Source organism: Kineosporia corallincola (assembly GCF_018499875.1).
Classification (GTDB): Bacteria; Actinomycetota; Actinomycetes; order Actinomycetales; family Kineosporiaceae; genus Kineosporia; species Kineosporia corallincola.
This window is the reverse complement of sequence record NZ_JAHBAY010000001.1, coordinates 941176-958895: the sequence shown is the minus strand read 5'-3', so window position 1 is coordinate 958895 and position 17720 is coordinate 941176. Positions and strand designations below refer to the sequence as shown.

At 71.4% G+C, this 17720-nt stretch carries 14 protein-coding genes; 7 read left to right on the top strand and 7 right to left on the bottom strand.

Going from position 1 to position 17720, the window contains the following annotated elements; all coding sequences use genetic code 11:
- Nucleotides 1–17 precede the first annotated feature (17 nt).
- From KIH74_RS04315 to eccCa, 5 genes are all read right to left on the bottom strand, one after another.
- Complete coding sequence (locus KIH74_RS04315) at nucleotides 18–1316, bottom strand: hypothetical protein (protein WP_214154386.1); 1299 nt, start codon at nucleotides 1314–1316, stop codon at nucleotides 18–20.
- Nucleotides 1316–2983: a right-handed parallel beta-helix repeat-containing protein gene (locus KIH74_RS04310; protein ID WP_214154385.1), complete on the bottom strand. Its 1668-nt coding sequence runs from the start codon at nucleotides 2981–2983 to the stop codon at nucleotides 1316–1318. The genes KIH74_RS04315 and KIH74_RS04310 overlap by 1 nt, the downstream gene beginning before the upstream one ends.
- Nucleotides 2984–3124: 141 nt before the next feature.
- A complete protein-coding gene (locus KIH74_RS04305) occupies nucleotides 3125–5323 on the bottom strand; it encodes a hypothetical protein (RefSeq protein ID WP_214154384.1) in 2199 nt (732 codons plus the stop codon).
- A gap of 11 nt (nucleotides 5324–5334) precedes the next feature.
- A complete protein-coding gene (locus KIH74_RS04300) occupies nucleotides 5335–6048 on the bottom strand; it encodes a hypothetical protein (RefSeq protein WP_214154383.1) in 714 nt (237 codons plus the stop codon).
- Nucleotides 6049–6165: 117 nt separating this feature from the next.
- Entirely contained in the window at nucleotides 6166–10089 is a 3924-nt protein-coding gene (gene eccCa, locus KIH74_RS04295) for a type VII secretion protein EccCa (RefSeq protein WP_214154382.1), read from the bottom strand.
- Nucleotides 10090–10382: 293 nt separating this feature from the next.
- Here eccCa and eccD point away from each other — a divergent pair, with 293 nt between their 5' ends.
- From eccD to KIH74_RS04275, 4 genes are all read left to right on the top strand, one after another.
- On the top strand, nucleotides 10383–11774 hold the full coding sequence (gene eccD / locus KIH74_RS04290; protein ID WP_214154381.1) for a type VII secretion integral membrane protein EccD: 1392 nt from the start codon (nucleotides 10383–10385) through the stop codon (nucleotides 11772–11774).
- Nucleotides 11774–13192: a type VII secretion protein EccB gene (eccB, locus tag KIH74_RS04285; protein WP_214154380.1), complete on the top strand. Its 1419-nt coding sequence runs from the start codon at nucleotides 11774–11776 to the stop codon at nucleotides 13190–13192. Before eccD ends, eccB begins: the two co-directional genes overlap by 1 nt.
- A gap of 139 nt (nucleotides 13193–13331) precedes the next feature.
- Nucleotides 13332–13673 (top strand): WXG100 family type VII secretion target, encoded by a 342-nt coding sequence (locus KIH74_RS04280; protein ID WP_214154379.1) that lies wholly within the window; start codon nucleotides 13332–13334, stop codon nucleotides 13671–13673.
- A 29-nt stretch (nucleotides 13674–13702) separates the two neighbouring features.
- Nucleotides 13703–13990: a WXG100 family type VII secretion target gene (locus KIH74_RS04275; RefSeq protein WP_214154378.1), complete on the top strand. Its 288-nt coding sequence runs from the start codon at nucleotides 13703–13705 to the stop codon at nucleotides 13988–13990.
- 139 nt (nucleotides 13991–14129) lie between these two features.
- On the opposite strand, the gene KIH74_RS04270 is transcribed toward KIH74_RS04275, so the two are convergent.
- On the bottom strand, nucleotides 14130–15476 hold the full coding sequence (locus tag KIH74_RS04270) for a S8 family serine peptidase (RefSeq protein WP_214154377.1): 1347 nt from the start codon (nucleotides 15474–15476) through the stop codon (nucleotides 14130–14132).
- A gap of 141 nt (nucleotides 15477–15617) precedes the next feature.
- Between KIH74_RS04270 and KIH74_RS04265 the strand changes: the two genes are divergently transcribed.
- From KIH74_RS04265 to KIH74_RS04255, 3 genes are read left to right on the top strand one after another with little or no spacing between them, the layout of a single operon-like run.
- Entirely contained in the window at nucleotides 15618–16070 is a 453-nt protein-coding gene (locus tag KIH74_RS04265; protein ID WP_214154376.1) for a YbaB/EbfC family nucleoid-associated protein, read from the top strand.
- Nucleotides 16067–16492, top strand: coding sequence for a hypothetical protein (locus tag KIH74_RS04260; protein ID WP_214154375.1), 426 nt, complete (start codon nucleotides 16067–16069; stop codon nucleotides 16490–16492). The genes KIH74_RS04265 and KIH74_RS04260 overlap by 4 nt, the downstream gene beginning before the upstream one ends.
- 3 nt (nucleotides 16493–16495) lie before the next feature.
- Nucleotides 16496–16783 carry a DUF3318 domain-containing protein gene (locus tag KIH74_RS04255; RefSeq protein ID WP_214154374.1) on the top strand — a complete coding sequence of 96 codons (288 nt, stop codon included), beginning with the start codon at nucleotides 16496–16498 and terminating at the stop codon, nucleotides 16781–16783.
- A gap of 160 nt (nucleotides 16784–16943) precedes the next feature.
- On the opposite strand, the gene KIH74_RS04250 is transcribed toward KIH74_RS04255, so the two are convergent.
- The gene (locus KIH74_RS04250) at nucleotides 16944–17642 is read right to left on the bottom strand and encodes a hypothetical protein (protein WP_214154373.1); all 699 of its coding nucleotides are present in this window, start codon (nucleotides 17640–17642) and stop codon (nucleotides 16944–16946) included.
- Nucleotides 17643–17720: the final 78 nt, after the last annotated feature.

Genomic DNA, 17720 nt, shown 5'->3' with positions numbered 1-17720 from the left:
GCCAGCATTACCCGACCTCAGTGCAGGGGCGAGCCGAGCAAGCCTTCCTCACCCGGGGTGATGTCGAGGGCGACCACGCGGGCGCGGCCGTCGGCGACGACCACCACGAAGTCGTCCATCAGCCCGGTCAGCTGGCCGGGCCGCAGGTCGCCCACCAGGCGGGACGAGCACAGCCGCTCCGCGTCCTCCCGGCCCAGCCGGGTGGTCACCAGCAGGTCGTTACGGCGCAGGCCGGCCATCGCCTCGGCGCCGACCCGGGGCAGCAGTTGCGCGTCGCAGCGCCACCATCCGCCGGACCAGCCCGCCGCCTCGTCGGCCAGGTCGTCGGGGGCCGAGGTGACGTCGCCGGGATGCGTGACGCCCTTGCGGATCGGGCCGGTGTTGCCGCCCGAGAGGGTGTTCCGGCTGGATGCGGTGCCGAGGCCGAAGGCAGCGTGGTGGCCTCGGGCAGCGGTGTTGCCCGGGGCTGCGCTGTTGCCGGGGGCTTTCGGGTCGGGACGGTCCGCTCCCCTGCGGCTCAGCTCGATCGCACGGCGGATGGTGTCGGCGTCCTTGCGGACCGGGCGGGTCGGGCCGTCCAGGGCCATATCGTCCAGGAGCACGTCACCCGCCGGCCCCGCGGCCGGTTTCCGGATCGGGCCGGTGACCGTCTCGTCGGCCGAGCGGATCACGAAGAGCGGCTCGGCCACCGACCCGCCGAGCCGGAACGGGGCGTCGGCCCAGAGCACCGACATCCCGGTGCCGGTGGCGCCGAGCCGGCTCCGGAACCCTTCCCAGGCAACCGGTTCCCCGGCGAGCACCAGCGGCCGGGCGCCGGAGACGGCCGCCCGCAACAGCATCAGCCGGGCCAGCCGGTGCCGGCCGACCAGCACCATGCGTACCGGCGTGCGGCGAAAGAGCGTGGCTCGCACCGCGGCCCCGTCGGCGCCCCGGCCCAGCAGCACCCCGGCGGAGGCCGTGGGCCGGGTGAGGCCCGCGAGCACCGGCGACGACGCCGTGTGCCAGCCCACCCGCAGCCGGTGCGCCTGGCGGGAGCGTCCGCCCCGCGCCGCGTCGCGCGGACCGGCGTCGGCCGGCTGACCCACCGGGTCCTGCGACGGATCGACGGGCACCACGGCGGCCGGGGCCACCCGGCGGCTGGTGGCGATCAGCTGCTCGGCGACCGCCCGGCTGACCCGCTCGGCCGAGGCCCGGCTCTCCTCCGCGGTGGCACCACGAGCTGCCACGGCTGGTTGCGGCACGCCCCTGACCTCGACGTCCGCCGCGGCCTGCCGGGCCGGGCGGGCGGCCTGCGAGCCCTGCGCCGAGCCACTCATCAGGGCCGCCCGATCACGTCGAACAGGTCTTCCTGGTTCAGGGTGCGCAGGTCTTCGAGGGTGGGCCGGCCGGACAGCCGGCGCAGCCGCTGGGCCTGGGCCTTGCGCATACCCTCGAACAGTTTGCGGGCCTCGCGGGCGTTGCCGAAGTTCGGGTCGCCCGCCAGACCGTCGAAATAGCGGTGCAGGTGCGGTGTGGTGCTCGCGGTGAGCAGGTAGTCGCCCGCCGCCGTCATCCGTTCCATGATCAGCAGCAGGTCGTCGGGCGAGTAGTTCACGAACTCGACCGATTTCGAGAACCGCGACGCCAGACCCGGGTTGGCGTCGAGGAACTCGGCCATCTCCCTGGTGTAACCGGCCACGATGACGGCGCTCTCGTGCCGGTGGTCCTCCATCAGCTTCACCAGGGTGTCGATCGACTCCTGGCCGAAGTCGTTGCTGCCCGCCGCACGGGACAGGGTGTACGCCTCGTCGATGAACAGCACGCCACCCTTGGCCTCGTCGAACACCGAGGCCGTCTTCTCGGCGGTGTGCCCGAGGTACTGCCCGACCAGGTCGCGGCGGCTGACCTCACGGAACCCGCCGCCCGGCAGCACCCCCAGGGCACCGAGCAGCTTGCCGTAGATGCGCGCCACGGTGGTCTTACCGGTGCCGGGGGCACCGGTGAAGATCAGGTTGTTGCTGCCCGCGGCCACGGAAAGGCCCGCGCTGCGCCGCCACTCGTTCACCTGGAGCTCGTCGATCAGGCCACGCACCTCGGCCTTCACCTCGGTCAGGCCGACCATCGCGTCGAGCTCGGCGAGCAGCTTCTCGATGCCGTCGTCGTCGCGGCGCATCTCGTCGAACAGGTCGCCCGCGCCGTCGAGCCCCTCGGCCCGCTCGCGCACGACCGGGCTCGCCTCCTCGTCGATCTCCAGCCCGGGACTGCCGGTGTTCTCCAGCTTGCACTCCTCGACCAGGCCACCGGTGCCCCGGCCGAAGCTGATGCCCGGGCCGGAGACGTCGTGCACCCGGCAGCGCCGCAGCGTGGGCTCGCTGCGGTAGGCCACCGCGATACCGGCCGCGCCGGTGTTGGACACCTCGCAGGCCTCCAGCACCGGACGGGCGAACTGGTAGAGGTAGAACCCGCGGTTGCCGCAGCGGCTGACCGTGGTGGCCCGGATCACCGGGGCCGAGCCGATGCGCACCAGCACACCGTCTTCCACGATGTCGGTGATCGTGCAGTCGGTCACCGTGCCGTCGGCGTCTTCGATCAGCAGCCCGTAGACCGAGTTCTCGACCGTGCACTTGCGCACCTCGAGGCGGCCGCCGTTGACGCTGATGCCCGCAGCGTCACGGGAACTCAGGGTGCAGCGCTCCAGCCGGATCTCCGAGCGCTCCGCCGACAGGGCCGGCGCACCACCCGCCCGCAGGACGAGTCCCTCCAGCTGCACCCCGCCGTCGCGGCAGCTGAGTGCCGCGTGCGGCACCCCGTCGGCGTCGATGATCACCGGCCCGGCGCCGGGCAGCGGGCGGATGACGACGCTCTTGCCGCTCAGGTACAGCGCCTCCCGGTAGGTGCCCTCGGCCACCTCGACCACCGCGTCGGCCGGGGCGTCGCCCAGCGCGTCGCCGATCGTGGTGTAGGCCCCACGCCGCCCGGGTGCTACCTGGATCGTCCGTGCCATGTCTCCGCCGCTTCCGTGACCGTTCGGGGGACCGCCCACCCTAGGGTATGGCGCCAAAGCCACCGCTGTGGGCGGCTTTGGCGCCGTACCCGTTCTCTGCCGACCTGTTGCTCCGGAGGCCGGCCCGTTGCTACGAGGTTGCTACGAGGACGGGCCGAGCGCCCGGCCCCGGCGCTCCGCCGCCTCCTGCTCCTGCGGAGCGACGATCCGCTCCGGCACGTCGACCTCCCAGTACTGCTCGGCGCCGGTCTCCTCGGTGACCGGGGCCTCCGGGCGACGGCCACGCTCGGTGGTGGTGACCGGCGGTGCGGCCTGACCGCCCCGCAGCAGGTCGCCGATGCCGACCGTCTCCACCTTGCCCGGCTCCTCGCCGTCGCCGAACGCCCGGCGGCCGGTCAGGTCGGGACGGCGCTCCGCCGGGGCGGAGAGCAGTTCGTCGTCTTCCAGGATCGACTTCTTGCGACGCCCGGTCAGCTCGTCCTCGGGACTGCGCCGGGTGCGCTGCGTGCGGCCGGGCAGGCCGGGGCCCGGCCCCTGACCGAACGACGCCGGTGGGCGCGGCGCGCCGAGCAGCTGCTGCGGGCCGTTCGGCACGTCGCCGAGGTACTCCTCGCTGTCGGCCCGGTAGCTGGTGGCCGAGGGCTCGCGCTCGTCGGGATCGCCCGGCCGGCGGCCGTTCTGACCACCCTGACCACGACCTCCCGGACCACCCTGACCAGCGCGGCCGTTCTGGCCCGGCTGCCCGGGCCGCCCCGCGCCGGGCCCACCCGGGGCCCCACCGGCGCTGCCACCCCGCGACCCCAGGCCCGGGGGGAACCCGGATCCGGTGCCGCCGGGACCGCCGCCGGAGGTGAGCCGACCCATCAGCGACTGCCGCGACCCGGCCGAGCCCGGCCCGCCGCCCGTGCCGAACGAGCGCGGGCTGCCGCTGGTGGGCAGGCCGCCGGGCCCACCGGCACCGGGGAGGCCTGCGCCGGGAACGCCCGACAGGCCGCCCGGACGACCGGACCCGATGCCGCTCTCGCCCGGTCCGCCGGTGTTGAACCCGGCCGGGTTGCCGAAGTGCGGGGCGTTGCCGTTCGTCGTCCCTGAACGCTCTTGACCGCCGGGGTTGCCCGGGTTGGACGCCAGCAGCTGGCGGGTGGTGAGCGGAACCGCGCCGTTCAGTGGGTCGGTGGCGCCGGCCGGCGACTTGCCGCCCTGGTTGAGCAGTTCCTCGGCGGTGAGCGGGTTTCCGAGGTTCTTGGTGTCGGTGGCGCTCTGGTTCTGCGGGGACGTGCCCGGGCCCTGGTTCAGCAGCTCGTCGGAGGTGAGCGGGTCGCCGAGATCCTTGGGCGGGTTCGAGGAGCCCTCGTCCGTGGGCTTCTTGGTCTGGTCGAGCTGCTTCTGGAGCTCTTCCTTCTGCTTGCGCAACTGCTCGGCCGCCTTGCGCCGGGCCTCCTCGGCCTTCTTCCGCGCGGCGTCGAGCTGCCGTTGCCGTGCCGCGGAGCCGTCGGCCAGCGCGTTGCGCACCCCGCCACCGCCGGGCAGGCCGCTGAGACCGTTGCCCCCGCCACCGGAGCGCAGCTGCTTCAGCAGCACTCCGATCGGGGTGGCCGACTCGGTGGGCCCCTGGTAGGTCTGGCCCTCGTCCATGGCCGAGGCGTTGGCGATGTAGTTGTCGGCCAGCTTGGTCATCACGTCGGCCGCCTGCTTGGTGTAGCGGTCGCGGATGTCGTTGGCCTCTTCGATCAGGTTCTTCTTCAGGATCTCCTGGCCGATACCGACGCCCACGACACCGTAGGGGCTGCCGCTCTTGGTGCCGAGGCTGAGCGCCTCCTGCGGGTCGATCGCCTCGTCGGCCGCCTTCATCTTCGCGTTGTACTCGGAAAGATAACTCTGGTAGATGGTTTTCATCTGCTTCTTCGCCGAGAGCACCTGCTCGGCCATCTGGCTGACCGCTGTCTGGTTGTCGCGGGCGTAGGTGACCCAGTCGGCGAGCGACCAGGTGCCCGCCCCGACGTGCTCGTAGAAGTTGGCCGCGGCCACGGTGACCGCCGGGTCCCACCCGGAGATCATGCCGTTTCCCGCCGTCTCCAGCCCGGAACGCAGGCTTTCGATCAGATCGGCGATCCGGCCCCAGATCGCGGCCGAGCTGCGCAGGGCACCGTCGCGCTGGTTGGACGCGATGACGGCCATCAGATCGATCTGCATCGAGTGGAAGTCGGTCTTGCCGTTGTCCAGGTCGTACATCGACGTGGTGCCGCTGTAGAAGCGCTCACCGTTGCGAGGGTCGTCCTTCACCCACCGGTCGGGGGTGAACCCGAAGTTGTTGCCCGAGCTGTAATCCGGTTCAGCCACGCGTCACCGCCTCAGGAACCCGAGCCCGGCCGATAGGGCTTCTCGTACTTGAAGGAACCGCTGGGATCGTCGGCCGGGATGGTGACCGACTTGCCCTCACCGATCTCCACCTCGTAGTCGGTGGTGCCGTCCCAGGCCTGCGAGGTCATGTCGGTGACGCCGGGACCCGCGTGGGCGTCCTTCTCCTCGATGATCTTGTCCCACTGCTCGTCGGACAGCCCCGGTGACGGGGTCTCCTTCTTGGTCTGCTTCGGCTCGTCCGACTTCTTCTCCGCGTCCTTCTCCTCCTTGGAGGGAGTGAAAGCGTCGTCGACCGCGGAGGCCGGGATCTGTGACTTGCCCTTCAGACCCGGCGTGAGGTCGGCCAGGTCGTGGTTGTCTTCAGCGGCCGCCTGCGCGAGCTTCTGGAGAGCGGCGTTGCGCTGGTCGCTGCCCGCGTAGTTGAGCGCGCAGACCTCGGCACCGAATCCCAGGCTGGTCAGCCCCTGGATGGCCTCGCCCAGCAGCATGCTCACCGAGCCGGCCAGGCGCGTGTGATAGGCGCTGAAGGTGGCGGCCTCATGAAATCCCCCGGCGCCGTTGAAGGTTGCCGCCACCTTCACGTTGTTGATCAGTTCTTTCGGGTCGCTCAGCGCGGCGTCGCTGTTGCTGTCGGCCAGCTTGGCGACGCTGTGCGCGAACGTGGTCAGCGAGGCCAGGTCGACCTCAACTCGTTGTGCCCCCATGGCTGCTCCTCCCCAAGCTGCCGGACTTCACGAAATCCGGCTCACATCAGACGGTACCCAAACATCCGCTTTACCCCATAGGGGCTTTGTCACGGCAAAGCCGTGCAACGTCGGCCCTCACTCCGGCGGCGGCAGCCAGGCCAGCTGGACCAGCTGGGTGCCCCGGGCCCGGTCGACCAGCCACCCCCGGCCGGGCGGCTGCGGCGAGGGCCGCACGTTGCCGAGCAGCGCACCCTCGTCGCGCTGGCCGGACAGCAGCACGCCGGCCGACCCGATCTCCCGCAACGCCATCGTCACCGGTTCGTACAGCGCCCGCCCGGCACCGCCGGAGCGGCGCGCGATGATCACGTGCAGGCCCACGTCGCGGGCCTGGCCCAGGAACTCCTGGAGCAGCGTGAGCGGGTTGCCGCTCGCCGTGGCCACCAGGTCGTAGTCGTCGACCAGCACGTACAGCTCCGGCCCCTTCCACCAGCTGCGGTTGCGCAGCTGGTCGGCGGTGACGTCCGGGCCGGGCAGCCGGGTGCGCAGGGCCTGCGCCACCTCGGCCAGGATCTCCTCACTGCGCGAGGCACCGGTGCCGTAGCCGATCAGGTGCGGCTCGGTGATCGCCCCGAGCAGGCTGCGGCGGTGGTCGATCACCACGATGCGGGCCTCTTCCGGGCCGTGCCGCTCGGTCAGCGCCCGGCCGAAGGCCCGCAGGAAGGCGGTCTTTCCGGAGCGGGAGTCGCCGTAGAGCAGGAAGTGCGGGTCGGAGTCCAGGTCGAGCCGCACCACCCCGAGGTCGGTCTCGGCGACGCCGATCGGGATCCCGCCCGGACCGGCCGGCTCCAGCTCCTTGTAGGGGAACTCGGCGGGCAGCAGCCGCACCGGCGGCGCGGCCTGGCCGGGCCAGTGCCGGGCGATCGCCGCCACCGTCTCGGCCACCCCCTGCGCGGCGTCGAGCACCGGCAGCGCGGTGAGGAAGTGGAACCGGTCGGGGGTGATGCCGCGGCCGGGGATGCCCTCCGGCACGTTCATCGCGGTGCGCCGGTCGAGCATCGAGTCGGCGATGTCGCCCAGGCGCAGCTCCAGCCGGCTGCCGAACATGTCCCGGGCGGCGGGCCGCATCTCCATCCACCGGCTGGCGCCGACCACCAGGTGCACGCCGTAGGTGAGGCCCCGGGCGGCGATCTGGGTGATGACGGCCTCCAGGTCCTCGTAGTCGCTGCGCACCGTGGCCCAGCCGTCGACGACCAGGAACACGTCGCCGAACCGGTCGTCGACCGCTCGGCCGTCGGCCCGCATGCGGCGGTACTCGGCCATCGACTCGACGCCGATCCGCGCGAACAACCGCTCGCGCTCCACCAGCACGGCCATCACCTCGGCCACCGTGCGGCGGACCTTGTTGACCTCCAGCCGCCCGCTCACCCCGCCGACGTGCGGCAGACCGGCCAGCGCCGCGAACGTGCTGCCGCCGAAATCGAGCACGTAGAACTGTGTCTCGTCGGGGGTGTGGGTGAGAGCCAGCGAGAGCACCAGGTCGCGCAGCATCGTGCTCTTTCCGCTGCGCGGGCCGCCGACCACGACCACGTGCCCGCCGCTGCCGGCCAGGTCGATCTCCAGCACGTCCCGGCGCTGCTCGAACGGCCGGTCGACGATACCGAGCCGGGCCACCAGACCGGGGGCCACCCCCGCCGCCGTCAGACCGCGCCGCGGGTGCGCCGAGATGCCGGGCAGCAGCTCGCCGAGCGTCGGGGAGTCGCCCAGCGGCGGCAGCCAGACCTGGTGGGCGGGCTCACCGCGGCCCTCCAGCCGGCCGACCATCACGTCGAGCAGCTTCTCGCCGCCCGCCTCGTCGTCCGGTTCGGGCGTCTCCTGCTCGGCCTCCAGCGGCTCGGTCAGGCGGGTGTACTGCGAGGTGAAATCCATGACGGCGGTGCTGGACACGGCGATCGGGCCGGTCTCGTCACGCCGGTAGGCACCCGACACGAAGGCCGCGCGGAAACGCATCAGCGGGTCGGTGCCGAACTTGATGTAGCCGTGCCCGGGCGAGCGGGGCAGCTCGAACGCGTCCGACGTGCCGATCGCGATCCGGCTCTCCATCGCCGAGAACGTGCGCAGGGCGATGCGGTACGACAGATGCGTGTCGAGGCCGCGCAGTCTGCCCTCTTCCAGCCGCTGCGAGGCGAGCAGCAGGTGCACGCCCAGCGACCGGCCCAGCCGGCCGATCTGCACGAACATCTCGATGAAGTCCGGCTTGGCGGAGAGCAGTTCGGAGAACTCGTCGCAGACGATCAGCAGGCTGGGCAGCGGGGGCAGCGGGGCGCCGGAGATGCGCACCCGCTCGTACTCCCGCTGCGACTCGAAATTGCCCGCCGCGCGCAGCAGTTCCTGCCGCCGAAGCAGCTCGCCGTTGATCGCGTCGGTCATCCGGTCGACCAGTGGCAGCTCGTCGACCAGGTTGGTGATCACCGCACTGGTGTGCGGCAGCCGGTCGAGCTTGGTGAAGGTGGCACCGCCCTTGAAGTCGATCAGGACGAAGTTGAGCACCTGCGAGTCGTGGGTGGCCGCGAGTGCCAGCACCAGGGTGCGCAGCAGCTCGGACTTGCCGGAACCGGTGGCCCCGATCAGCAGGCCGTGCGGGCCCATGCCCTCCAGGGCCGATTCTTTCAGGTCGAGGTCGGTCTGGATGCCCTCGGGCGACACCCCGATCGGCACCCGCAGCCGGTCGCGGCTGGGCCGGGGCTGCCAGGTGACGGCGGTGTCGAGCTGGCCCGGGTCGCCGATGCCGAGCAGGTCGGCCAGGCCGATGTCGGTGGCCAGGGCGGCGTCGCCGCGGGCGGCGCGGGTCATCCGCAGCGGCGCCAGCTGCATCGCCAGGGCCTCGGCCTCGGCCGGGCCCAGGGTGTCGGCGACGCCCATCTCGCTGGTCGCGTTCAGCGTGGTGCTGCGCAGCCCGCCGTCGGCCTCGACATCCAGCACCAGCGTGGCGTAGTCGAGCACCCGGGGCACCTCGCCGCGCAGGTCGAAGACGGTGACGCCCTCGATGCCGCCGTCTGTCATCAGGTGGTCGGAGCCCGCCACCCCGCCGCCGTCGAGCACCACCACGACGTGCTGACCGACCCGGCCGGAGGCGGTGGAGGGGTCGAACCGGGGCCTACGGCCGACGATGTCGTCGAGCATGGCTTCCAGACCGGTGACGCTGTCGGCGATCAGCCGCAGCGGGCCGAGGGCGTCGGTGCGCTGTGGATGCTGGGCGTGCGGCAGCCATTTCACGAACTCCCAGTCGGCCCGGCGCTCGGGGGCCGCGCTGACGGCCACCACCAGGTCGTCGGGGGCGTGCATCACGACGGCCTGGGCCACCAGGGCCCGCACCATCGAGCGGGCTCGTTCGCCGTCCCCCCGCACGTGCACCCGGGAGAACCCGTCGAGCGCCATGACCACCGGCAGCTCGGGGACCACCGCGTAGGAACGGATGAAGCGGCGCAGCGCGGCGGCGCACATCGGCTCGAGCTGGTCGAGCGGTTTGGTCTGCGGCGGGATCAGCGCGGTGGCCAGTTCCTGCGGCCCGACGCCGATCCGGATCATGCCGAAATCGCCGTCCCCGGGCCGCCTCTCCCACAGCCGCGGCCCCTCGGGCAGCGACCACAGCGAGTCCGGCGCCGGGTAGCGGTAGTGCAGGGCGCGGCGCTGCTGCACGATCACCCGGCGCACCCGGGCGCGCTGCTGCGACAGGTAGCGCATGTACTCCTGCCGGGCCGTGCGCATGCCCTGCTTGGTGCGGCTGCTGCTGAACATCATCTGGGAACCCAGCATGCCGATCGCGGAGAGCCCGAAAAGGCCACCCGCCACGTACATCAGGGGACCGGACGAGCGACCGCCGGAGGTGTAGATCAGCACCATCGCGGCCGATCCGGCCAGCATGGGCAGCACCATGACCATCTGCTGCCAGGCCCGGCCGTCGGCAGCCGGGATCTCCGGCGGCGCCTCGAGAACGATCTCGCCAGAAGGATATTCCGGCTCGGGACGGCGTGCGGCCCGTTTCACCACCACGGTTCCCATGCCGTGCGTCTCCTTCTCCCACCCCTGTGCGTCGCCTGTGGATCCGCGACCTGATCTTGCGTGAACGGCCGCCGGCATGCTGAGTGCCGGACCGCGCCGTTCATGAAACCCCGGTCCAGACTAAGGCCCTCGGAGGCAAAAGCGTCCAATGGGGTTCTAATCGCAAATCTAACGGCAGCTTGAGACAGACCTGACGTAATCACTCCCCGATAGGTGTAGGTAACTAGATCGGCGCCATTTCTGGGGGAGCGCCGGGGCACCAGTTGACGAACGATCAGGGGCGGGAAACACCGATGACAGCCATCACCGACCGGCTCGGTCTGGCCCGCGTGGTGGTGATGACGCCGAAACGGCGCCTCACCGTGGCTCTGCCCGAGCAGCTGCCGGTGGCCTCGCTGCTGCCCGGCCTGCTCCGCCAGGGCGGCGACGACCTGGCCGTGGACGGCCTCAGCACCGGCGGCTACACCCTCCGCCGGGCCGACGGCACCCCGCTCGACGTCACCCGCGGCCTGGCACCGCAGGGCATCCACGACGGCGAGCTGCTCTGCCTGGTCCCGCTGCACCAGGAGTGGCCGGAGCCGGAGTACGACGACGTGGTCGACGCGATCGCCGACGGCGCGCGCCGGTCGCAGCGCGCCTGGACGCCGTCCGGCACCCGCACCACCGGTCTGGCCGTCACCGTCGTCACCACCCTGCTGCTCACCGCGCTGCTGCTGGTCACGCCCGGCGCCGCCGGCGCTGCGGCACTGGTCCTGCTCGGCCTGGCCGTCGTCCTCACCGGGGCCGGCACGATCCTGTCCCGGGCCCTCTCCGACGCCACCGCCGGGGCCGTGGTGGCCGCCCCGGCCATGCCGGTCGCGCTGGCCGGCGGGGTCCTGATCGCCCAGGGCATCGACCAGCCCTGGCTCGGAAGTGCCCAGCTGATGACCGGTTCCGCCGCACTGCTGCTGGTCGCGGTCGCCGGCCTGCTCGGCGTGGCCGACCTGCGACAGGTGTTCGTCGGTGGCGTCGTCACCGGGCTCGGTGGCCTGGCCGGCGCCGGCCTGGCCATGACCGCCCCGGAGGCGCTCGGCTCGGCCGCCGTCTGCTGCACCGTGCTGTTGCTGTTCGGCGCCGCGTACCCGCTGCTGGCCGTGCGGCTGGCCCGGGTACCGCTGCCGACCGTGCCGCGCGACATGGACGACCTGCGGGCCGGTGACGCCGGACCGTCGTACCCCGACACCGTCGCCCGGGTCACCCGGGCCACCGACATCCTCACCGGCCTGCTGCTCGGCACCGCGGTGGTCACCCTGGCCTGCACCGTGCTGCTCGCCGCCGACGGCGCAACCGCCTCGCTCCTGCTGGCCGGCGCCGTCTCCACCGCCCACCTGCTGCGGGCCCGCATGCTGGTGGCGGCGCGCCAGCGCCTGCTGCCGATGCTCACCGGGCTGCTCGGTCTCGGTGTCACGGTCACCGGCCTCGCCCTCACCCTGACCGACACCCAGCGGCTGCTGATCGTCGTGCCGATCCTGGTGCTCTTCGCCTGCGGGTCGTGCGTCGTGGCGCTGGTGCACAGCCGCCGCGCCGCCTCGCCCCGCCTCGGCCGCTGGGCCGACATCCTCGACGTGGTGCTGACTCTCGCGGCCGGGCCGCTGGCCGCGGCCGTTCTCGGGCTGTTCCCCTACGTGCGCGGGCTGGCCGGCTGATGGCTTCCCGTCGCGACCTCCTCGACAGCTACCAGTTCGCCGCGCGCCGCGTGGTGAGCGCCACCGTGGCGCACGAGACCGACCCCGCCGAGTGGCCCTACCGGCGGCTCGGCGGTGCCGGCTTCGCCGCGCTCATGGTGACGGTCATCGCCCTGGCCGCCACCGGCATCTTCGGGATGATCTCGCCCGGCGGCAAGACGTCGTGGAAAGACGGCAGGTCGGTGATCGTGGTCAAGGAGACCGGTGCCACCTACGTCTACATGACCGACACCGGGCGCCTTCACCCCACGCCCAACTTCGCCTCGGCCGCCCTGCTGGCGAACACCACCACCGTCACCAAGACCTCGACGAAGTCGCTGGCCGACGTGCCGCGCGGTCCCGAGCTCGGCATCGCCGACGCACCGGCCAACCTGCCCACCCCGTCCGACCTGGTGGCGCCGCCCTGGTCGCAGTGCACCAAGCAGGCCGCGAACCTCAGCGGCGACCAGGTCAGCCGCACCTGGATGGTGGTCGGCAAGCAGCCGGAGGCCGGCACCGCGGTGTCCGAGGAGGCCCTGGTCGTGAGTGACACCGCCGACGGCTCGATCTCGCTGATCTGGCACGACATGCGGTTCCCGATCAAAGACGTGAAGCGGGTCGGGCTGGCGCTGGGGCTCGACAACCAGATCACCGTGCCGGTCGGCGACGCCTGGCTCCAGGCTCTGCCCTCCGGCCAGTGGATCGCCCCGATCGTGGTGGACGGTTCCGGCAGGGCGAGCACCGCCCTGGACGGCGCCGAGGTCGGCCAGGTGCAGCAGGTCGGTGACGGCGACGGCGCGGAGTACTTCCTCACGCTGGCCTCCCGGCTCACCCCGATCACCGAGCTCCAGGCGAAGATTCAGGTGGCTGCCGGGGCGGAGCAGAAAATGGTCGCCGCCGCCGACGTCGCCGACGCTCCGCAGGAGCGCCCGGTGGTCACCTCCACCTCGCCGCCCTCCCAGGTGCCCGCGTTCGCGCGGCTCCGACAGGCCGACACGGTGATCTGCGCCAGCTGGAACGACGGCGGGTTCACCCCGAAAATCTTCGTCAACAGCGAGATTCCGGTCAACAGCGGTCTCGACACCCGCGCCGTCTCCGGCACCGGCACCGCACTCGCCGACCGGGTCTGGGTGCAGCCGGGCAAAGCCACGCTGGTGCAGTCGCTGCCGTCACCGGAGAGCGACAGCGGTCCCCTCTACCTGGTCACCGACCAGGGAACGCGGTACGCCATCCCATCCGACACCGCGCTCTCCGCGCTGGGTCTGGGCAGTGCGGACACCTGGTCGCTGCCCGCTTCCCTGGTGGCACGCATCCCGGAGGGTCCAGCCCTGGACCCCGACGCGGCACGGGCCGCGTTGCAGGTAGAAGAGGAGATTAACGACATAGTCCCCGGAACCTGATGCCGGAGGGCATTCGGAACTATATTTGCCGTGGGGGGTCTTTCATCCCTTGCAGCCCGAAACCTCAAGGCACCGGGCCCGGTTCACCGCCTGTGAAGGGCAGACGGTGCTGAGGCAACACGAAGGATGGAGCGAAAGCATGGCTGGACCTAGCAGCGCTCAGATGAAGGCCGATCTCGACGTCCTCGGCGGCGTCTCGTCCAAGATGGTCAGCGACTACGAACAGTTGCAGTCGGCCATCAAAACTCTCCGCAGCGAGGCCGAGACGCACTCGGCCACCTGGAGCGGCGAGGCGAAGAACGCCTGGAACGGCGCCATGGAGAGCGTGAACACGGCCTGGGACAAGCTCAACGCCGTGCTCGACGAGATCGCCACGAACATCAACACGTCCGGCACCGAGTACAGCGGCACCGACTCGTCGAACGCCGCGTCGATCCATCAGGTCCCGACCGGCGACATCACGTCCGCCCTGGTGCGCTGACCCGAATTTCCTTTGGAGGGGGATCATCCATGATCGCTTACAGCTTCAACGACCTTCAGGAGCTCTCCGGAGCCATCGGCAAGGCCCACTCCAGCGTCGACTCGCTGAAGGGTGACGTGAAGGCGTCGTCCGGTCAGTTGCAGGCCGACTGGAGCGGTTCCGCCGGTGAGAGCTGGGCCGGCATGCAGGCCAAGTGGGATTCGGCGTGCGACAACCTGGTCGCGGCGCTGAACCAGCTGTCCCGCACGGTGCTCGCCAACTCCGACGACATGTCGGCCACCGAGGCCCGCAACGCCGGTCTCTTCAGCGGCGCCTGATACCTCGTCGCGCGGCGGTGGTCCCGGTGGTCACCGGGCCGCCGCCGTTCTGCTGTGTGCCGGGCCCAAAATTATGGACGACGAACAGCTCTCATCGTGCTCGTGCGTCCGCGGCCGGCTGTGCCGGTGGGCAGGACGGTCAGCCGCGCTGCGCCTCGGGCAGGGCGAACGGCGACTCCTCGTCGGGGAGCACCGGTTGCGCGGGCGTGCTGCGCACCGGGGCGGCCCGGCCGGGTTTCCAGCCCCGGCCTCGCCCGCGCGGCAGACAGAGCGCGAGAACCACCAGCAGCAGTGCGGTTCCGAGCACACCGGTCGCCACCGCCACGGCCGTGACCCGGCCGTGGTCGCGCGCCGACTCGATTCGCTCGGCGACGACGTCGACGGTGGGGGCGGCGACGCCGTCGATGTGCACCGGGGCCGCGGCCGCGGCCCGCTCGGTGAGCGCGCGGTACGGATTCACCAGGCCGGCGCCGTAGGAGATGGACAGCTGCCCGCCGGGCACCGGGTCGGCCGTGGCCGCGAGCCGGTCGGCGATCTGGCCGGGAGTGAGCCCCGGACCGGTCTGCCGCACCAGGGCGGCCGCCCCGGCCACCAGACCCGCAGCCAGGCTGGTGCCGTCGTACGACTGCTGCCCCGCGATGCGGTTGGTACTGATCACACCGTCGCCGGGAGCCACCAGGTCGACGGTGCCGTTGGCCACGGAACTGCTTGACACCGTGAAGTTCTCGGAGACCGAGCCGACCCCGATCACGTCGTCGCAGGCCGCCGGGTAGGTAGCCGGATCCACGGACAGTGTGGCGTCGTGCAGGTCACCCACCGCCGCCACCACCGGAATCCCCTTGCCGACGGCGTACTTCGTCGCGCCGCACAGGCCGCCGTCGTAGCCGAAGGCGGACGACACCTCGATCACCGTGGCGCCGTTCTTCGCCGCCCAGCGGATGCCGGCGGCCACCTTGGCGGGGGTGGTCTTCTCGGAACTGTCCGGCCCGGAGGCCGGAGCGGCGTTGGTGACCCGCACCGGCATGATCTGCGCGCCCGGCGCGATGCCGCGCAGGCCCACCGACCCCACCTTGGCGGCGACGATCAGCCCGGCCACGCCGGAGCCGTGCGACACGCAGTCCTCGTTGCCGCCGAGCGTGCCGCGCACCGTGTCGTAGCCGCTCTGCACATGGCCTTTCAGCTGTTCGTGCTCGTCGTTCACACCGGAGTCGACCACGGCCACCACCTGCCCGTAGCCGGTGGCCAGCGGGCCCAGGCGCTCGGGCGAGAGCCACTTCTGCTGCCACGGAACGCCGGGAATGCTGTCGGCCGCACCGGCCTCGGCCCGGCCGCAGTCCGGTTTCGTGGCCCGGGGTTTGGCTTTCTTCTTGGTCTTCTTCTTGGAGGACTTGCTGTCGGACGCCTTGGGCTCGGGATCTTTCAGCGGTGCGGCATCAGCCGGCCCCGCCCCCACCGCCAGCCCGGACATGCCGAGGAGCAGGGCCATCCCCCACCCTGCCCACCGAACGGAACGCTTCAACGCCACACCTCCAACCGGTCCACGGTATGCGGCTCCGAGATAAGTATCCCTCAAACCTTCGCTCAAGACTTGATCACCCAAGCATCACAGGGGTTAGTGTCGAGGGGGATGACGCCCGCCGTAGCGGGCGAACAGGTGGAGGGGTACACGGTTTTGACTGAACACGACCTCAGTGGGCTGCGTGCGCAGGCCGAGCAGATGAGCAACCGTTTCCATCAGCTCAGCGGCAACCTCTCCGAGCTGCGGCAAGAACTCGCCCGCATCCGCGGCCGGGCCACCTCGCCCGACGGATACGTCACGGCCGAGGTCGGCCCCCGGGGCGAGCTGCTCGACCTGAAGCTCGACGGGCGTATCTACCGCAAGCCCGATGCCGCGGCTCTCGCCCGCACCATCAGCCAGACGGTCTCCGACGCCGCCCGCGACGCGGCCGAGCGCGCGCAGGCCGTGAACACCCGCTACGCACCCGATGTCGACGTCACCGGCATGATGCGCGGCGAGAGCGACCTGAACGCCCGGCTCCAGTCGATCCGCGACCGCCTGATGAACGGAGCGCCCGAATGACCGCCGAGAAGCAGACCTTCATCCAAGACGCCGATGCGGCCCAGAACAGCCTGGTCTCGATGGCGGCGCAGTCCCGCGCCATGAACGACAAGCTCACGTCGATCGTGTCGCGCATCAAGTCGCTGGAGGCCGGCAAGCCCTGGGGCGACACCGAGGAGTACGGCAAGCCGTTCGAGCAGCAGTACCAGAACGACGGCCAGGGCTCCGACTTCATCCGCGACCAGGTCGGCATCATCGCCGAGCAGACCGAGCACGGCACCCGGCTGGCCTATCAGGCCATCCGCGACACCGTTCAGCTCGACGAAGACGGCGCCGCCCTGTTCAAGGTCGCGGGCAGCGAAAATGTGGGCTCCACGGTCAAAGACACCCTCGACGACCAGCAGAAGCGCGCCGAGGAACAGCAGAAGCAGAGCGGAAAGTAGACAATGTCCACCATCCTGATCCTGGGCCCTCTCATCCTGCTGGGCGTCTCCTTGGCCTTCCTGCGCTCCGACCGCCGCAACGTCGCCTACAGCCTCGCTCTGGTGGCCATGGTCTGGAGCCTGATCACGGCGGTGGTCCTGCGCGACGTGGTGGGTGTGGTGCTCGCGATCGCGATCGGCTGGTGGCTTCAGCGCGACTGGCAGCGCTGGCGCCACAGCCTCACCTCGCCCGCACAGCCGCAGCCGCAGCCGCAGCCGCAGCCGCAGCCAGACCGTACCGACAGCGTCTGAAACCGGCTGCGCCAAGCCACAAGCGCCGTCTCGAACCCGACGCCACGCCGAACCCGACGCGACGCCGAACCCGACGCCACGCCGAACCCGACGCCACGCCGAACTTGGCGCGGCACCGAACCACGCGGCTCAGCCCGAGGCCGTCCTGACCGAGCGCTGCTCAGCCGAGCAGGCGCACCTCGCCGAGCTCGCCGTCCATCCCGATGGCGAGCTCGGCCACCCGGTCGCGCCGGATGCGGGTCTCGCCGGCCGCGGGCGCCGTGACCGCCCAGGCGTCCACCCCCACCACACGCCCCTCGTCCGTGGGATAAACACTGTACGAGAAGAACTTCAGCCGAACCTCGCCGTCCACCCTCTGCCACCGCACCGGGTGCAGCCAGGACTCGATCTCACCGGCCTGGGGGAAACGCTCCAGCAGCGGATCTCCCCCGGCCGACCCCTCAATCAGGGCGCCGTGAAAGTGCCCGCCGGTGCCCAGCAGCGCGATCATCTCAGCCAGCGCCACCGGCTGCACGGCCTGACCGGGCGGCAACGTCAGGCGCGAGGCCAGGGCGGCCAGGTCGTCGTCCCGATGCAGGCCCAGCGCATAGCTGGAGCCGTCTTTCGCGTGGACCAGGCCGAACAGCTCGCGCTCGGTGTGCGTCATCGGTTCGTCGCCCTTGACCTCCAGCACGTCGTCGGCCCAGGGCTCGGCCGCCAGCTGCCACTGCGGCCGCGACACGAGCAGGCCGCGCACGCTGGTCTCCACCCAGAGCGACCGCTTGCCTGCATGGATGTCGGTGACGCTCTCACCGGGCACCAGGATGCGCTCACGCAGTGCTGTGAGCGTCCTTTCGACGTCCAGAAGTTCTGTCGGCACGTGCCCTCCCACCAGGTCCCAGGACCGCCAGTCTAGGTGCTCCCGGTACCGCGACCGGTCCCTTTCCCCCTCATTTAC

What these genes read in the sequence shown, in the direction of transcription:
- KIH74_RS04315 (WP_214154386.1), bottom strand. Translation starts at nt 1,316, where the DNA reads ATGAGTGGCTCGGCGCAGGGCTCGCAGGCCGCCCGCCCGGCCCGGCAG.
- KIH74_RS04310 (WP_214154385.1), bottom strand. Translation starts at nt 2,983, where the DNA reads ATGGCACGGACGATCCAGGTAGCACCCGGGCGGCGTGGGGCCTACACC.
- KIH74_RS04300 (WP_214154383.1), bottom strand. Translation starts at nt 6,048, where the DNA reads ATGGGGGCACAACGAGTTGAGGTCGACCTGGCCTCGCTGACCACGTTC.
- eccCa (WP_214154382.1), bottom strand. Translation starts at nt 10,089, where the DNA reads ATGGGAACCGTGGTGGTGAAACGGGCCGCACGCCGTCCCGAGCCGGAA.
- eccD (WP_214154381.1), top strand. Translation starts at nt 10,383, where the DNA reads ATGACAGCCATCACCGACCGGCTCGGTCTGGCCCGCGTGGTGGTGATG.
- eccB (WP_214154380.1), top strand. Translation starts at nt 11,774, where the DNA reads ATGGCTTCCCGTCGCGACCTCCTCGACAGCTACCAGTTCGCCGCGCGC.
- KIH74_RS04280 (WP_214154379.1), top strand. Translation starts at nt 13,332, where the DNA reads ATGGCTGGACCTAGCAGCGCTCAGATGAAGGCCGATCTCGACGTCCTC.
- KIH74_RS04275 (WP_214154378.1), top strand. Translation starts at nt 13,703, where the DNA reads ATGATCGCTTACAGCTTCAACGACCTTCAGGAGCTCTCCGGAGCCATC.
- KIH74_RS04270 (WP_214154377.1), bottom strand. Translation starts at nt 15,476, where the DNA reads ATGGCCCTGCTCCTCGGCATGTCCGGGCTGGCGGTGGGGGCGGGGCCG.
- KIH74_RS04265 (WP_214154376.1), top strand. Translation starts at nt 15,618, where the DNA reads ATGACGCCCGCCGTAGCGGGCGAACAGGTGGAGGGGTACACGGTTTTG.
- KIH74_RS04260 (WP_214154375.1), top strand. Translation starts at nt 16,067, where the DNA reads ATGACCGCCGAGAAGCAGACCTTCATCCAAGACGCCGATGCGGCCCAG.
- KIH74_RS04255 (WP_214154374.1), top strand. Translation starts at nt 16,496, where the DNA reads ATGTCCACCATCCTGATCCTGGGCCCTCTCATCCTGCTGGGCGTCTCC.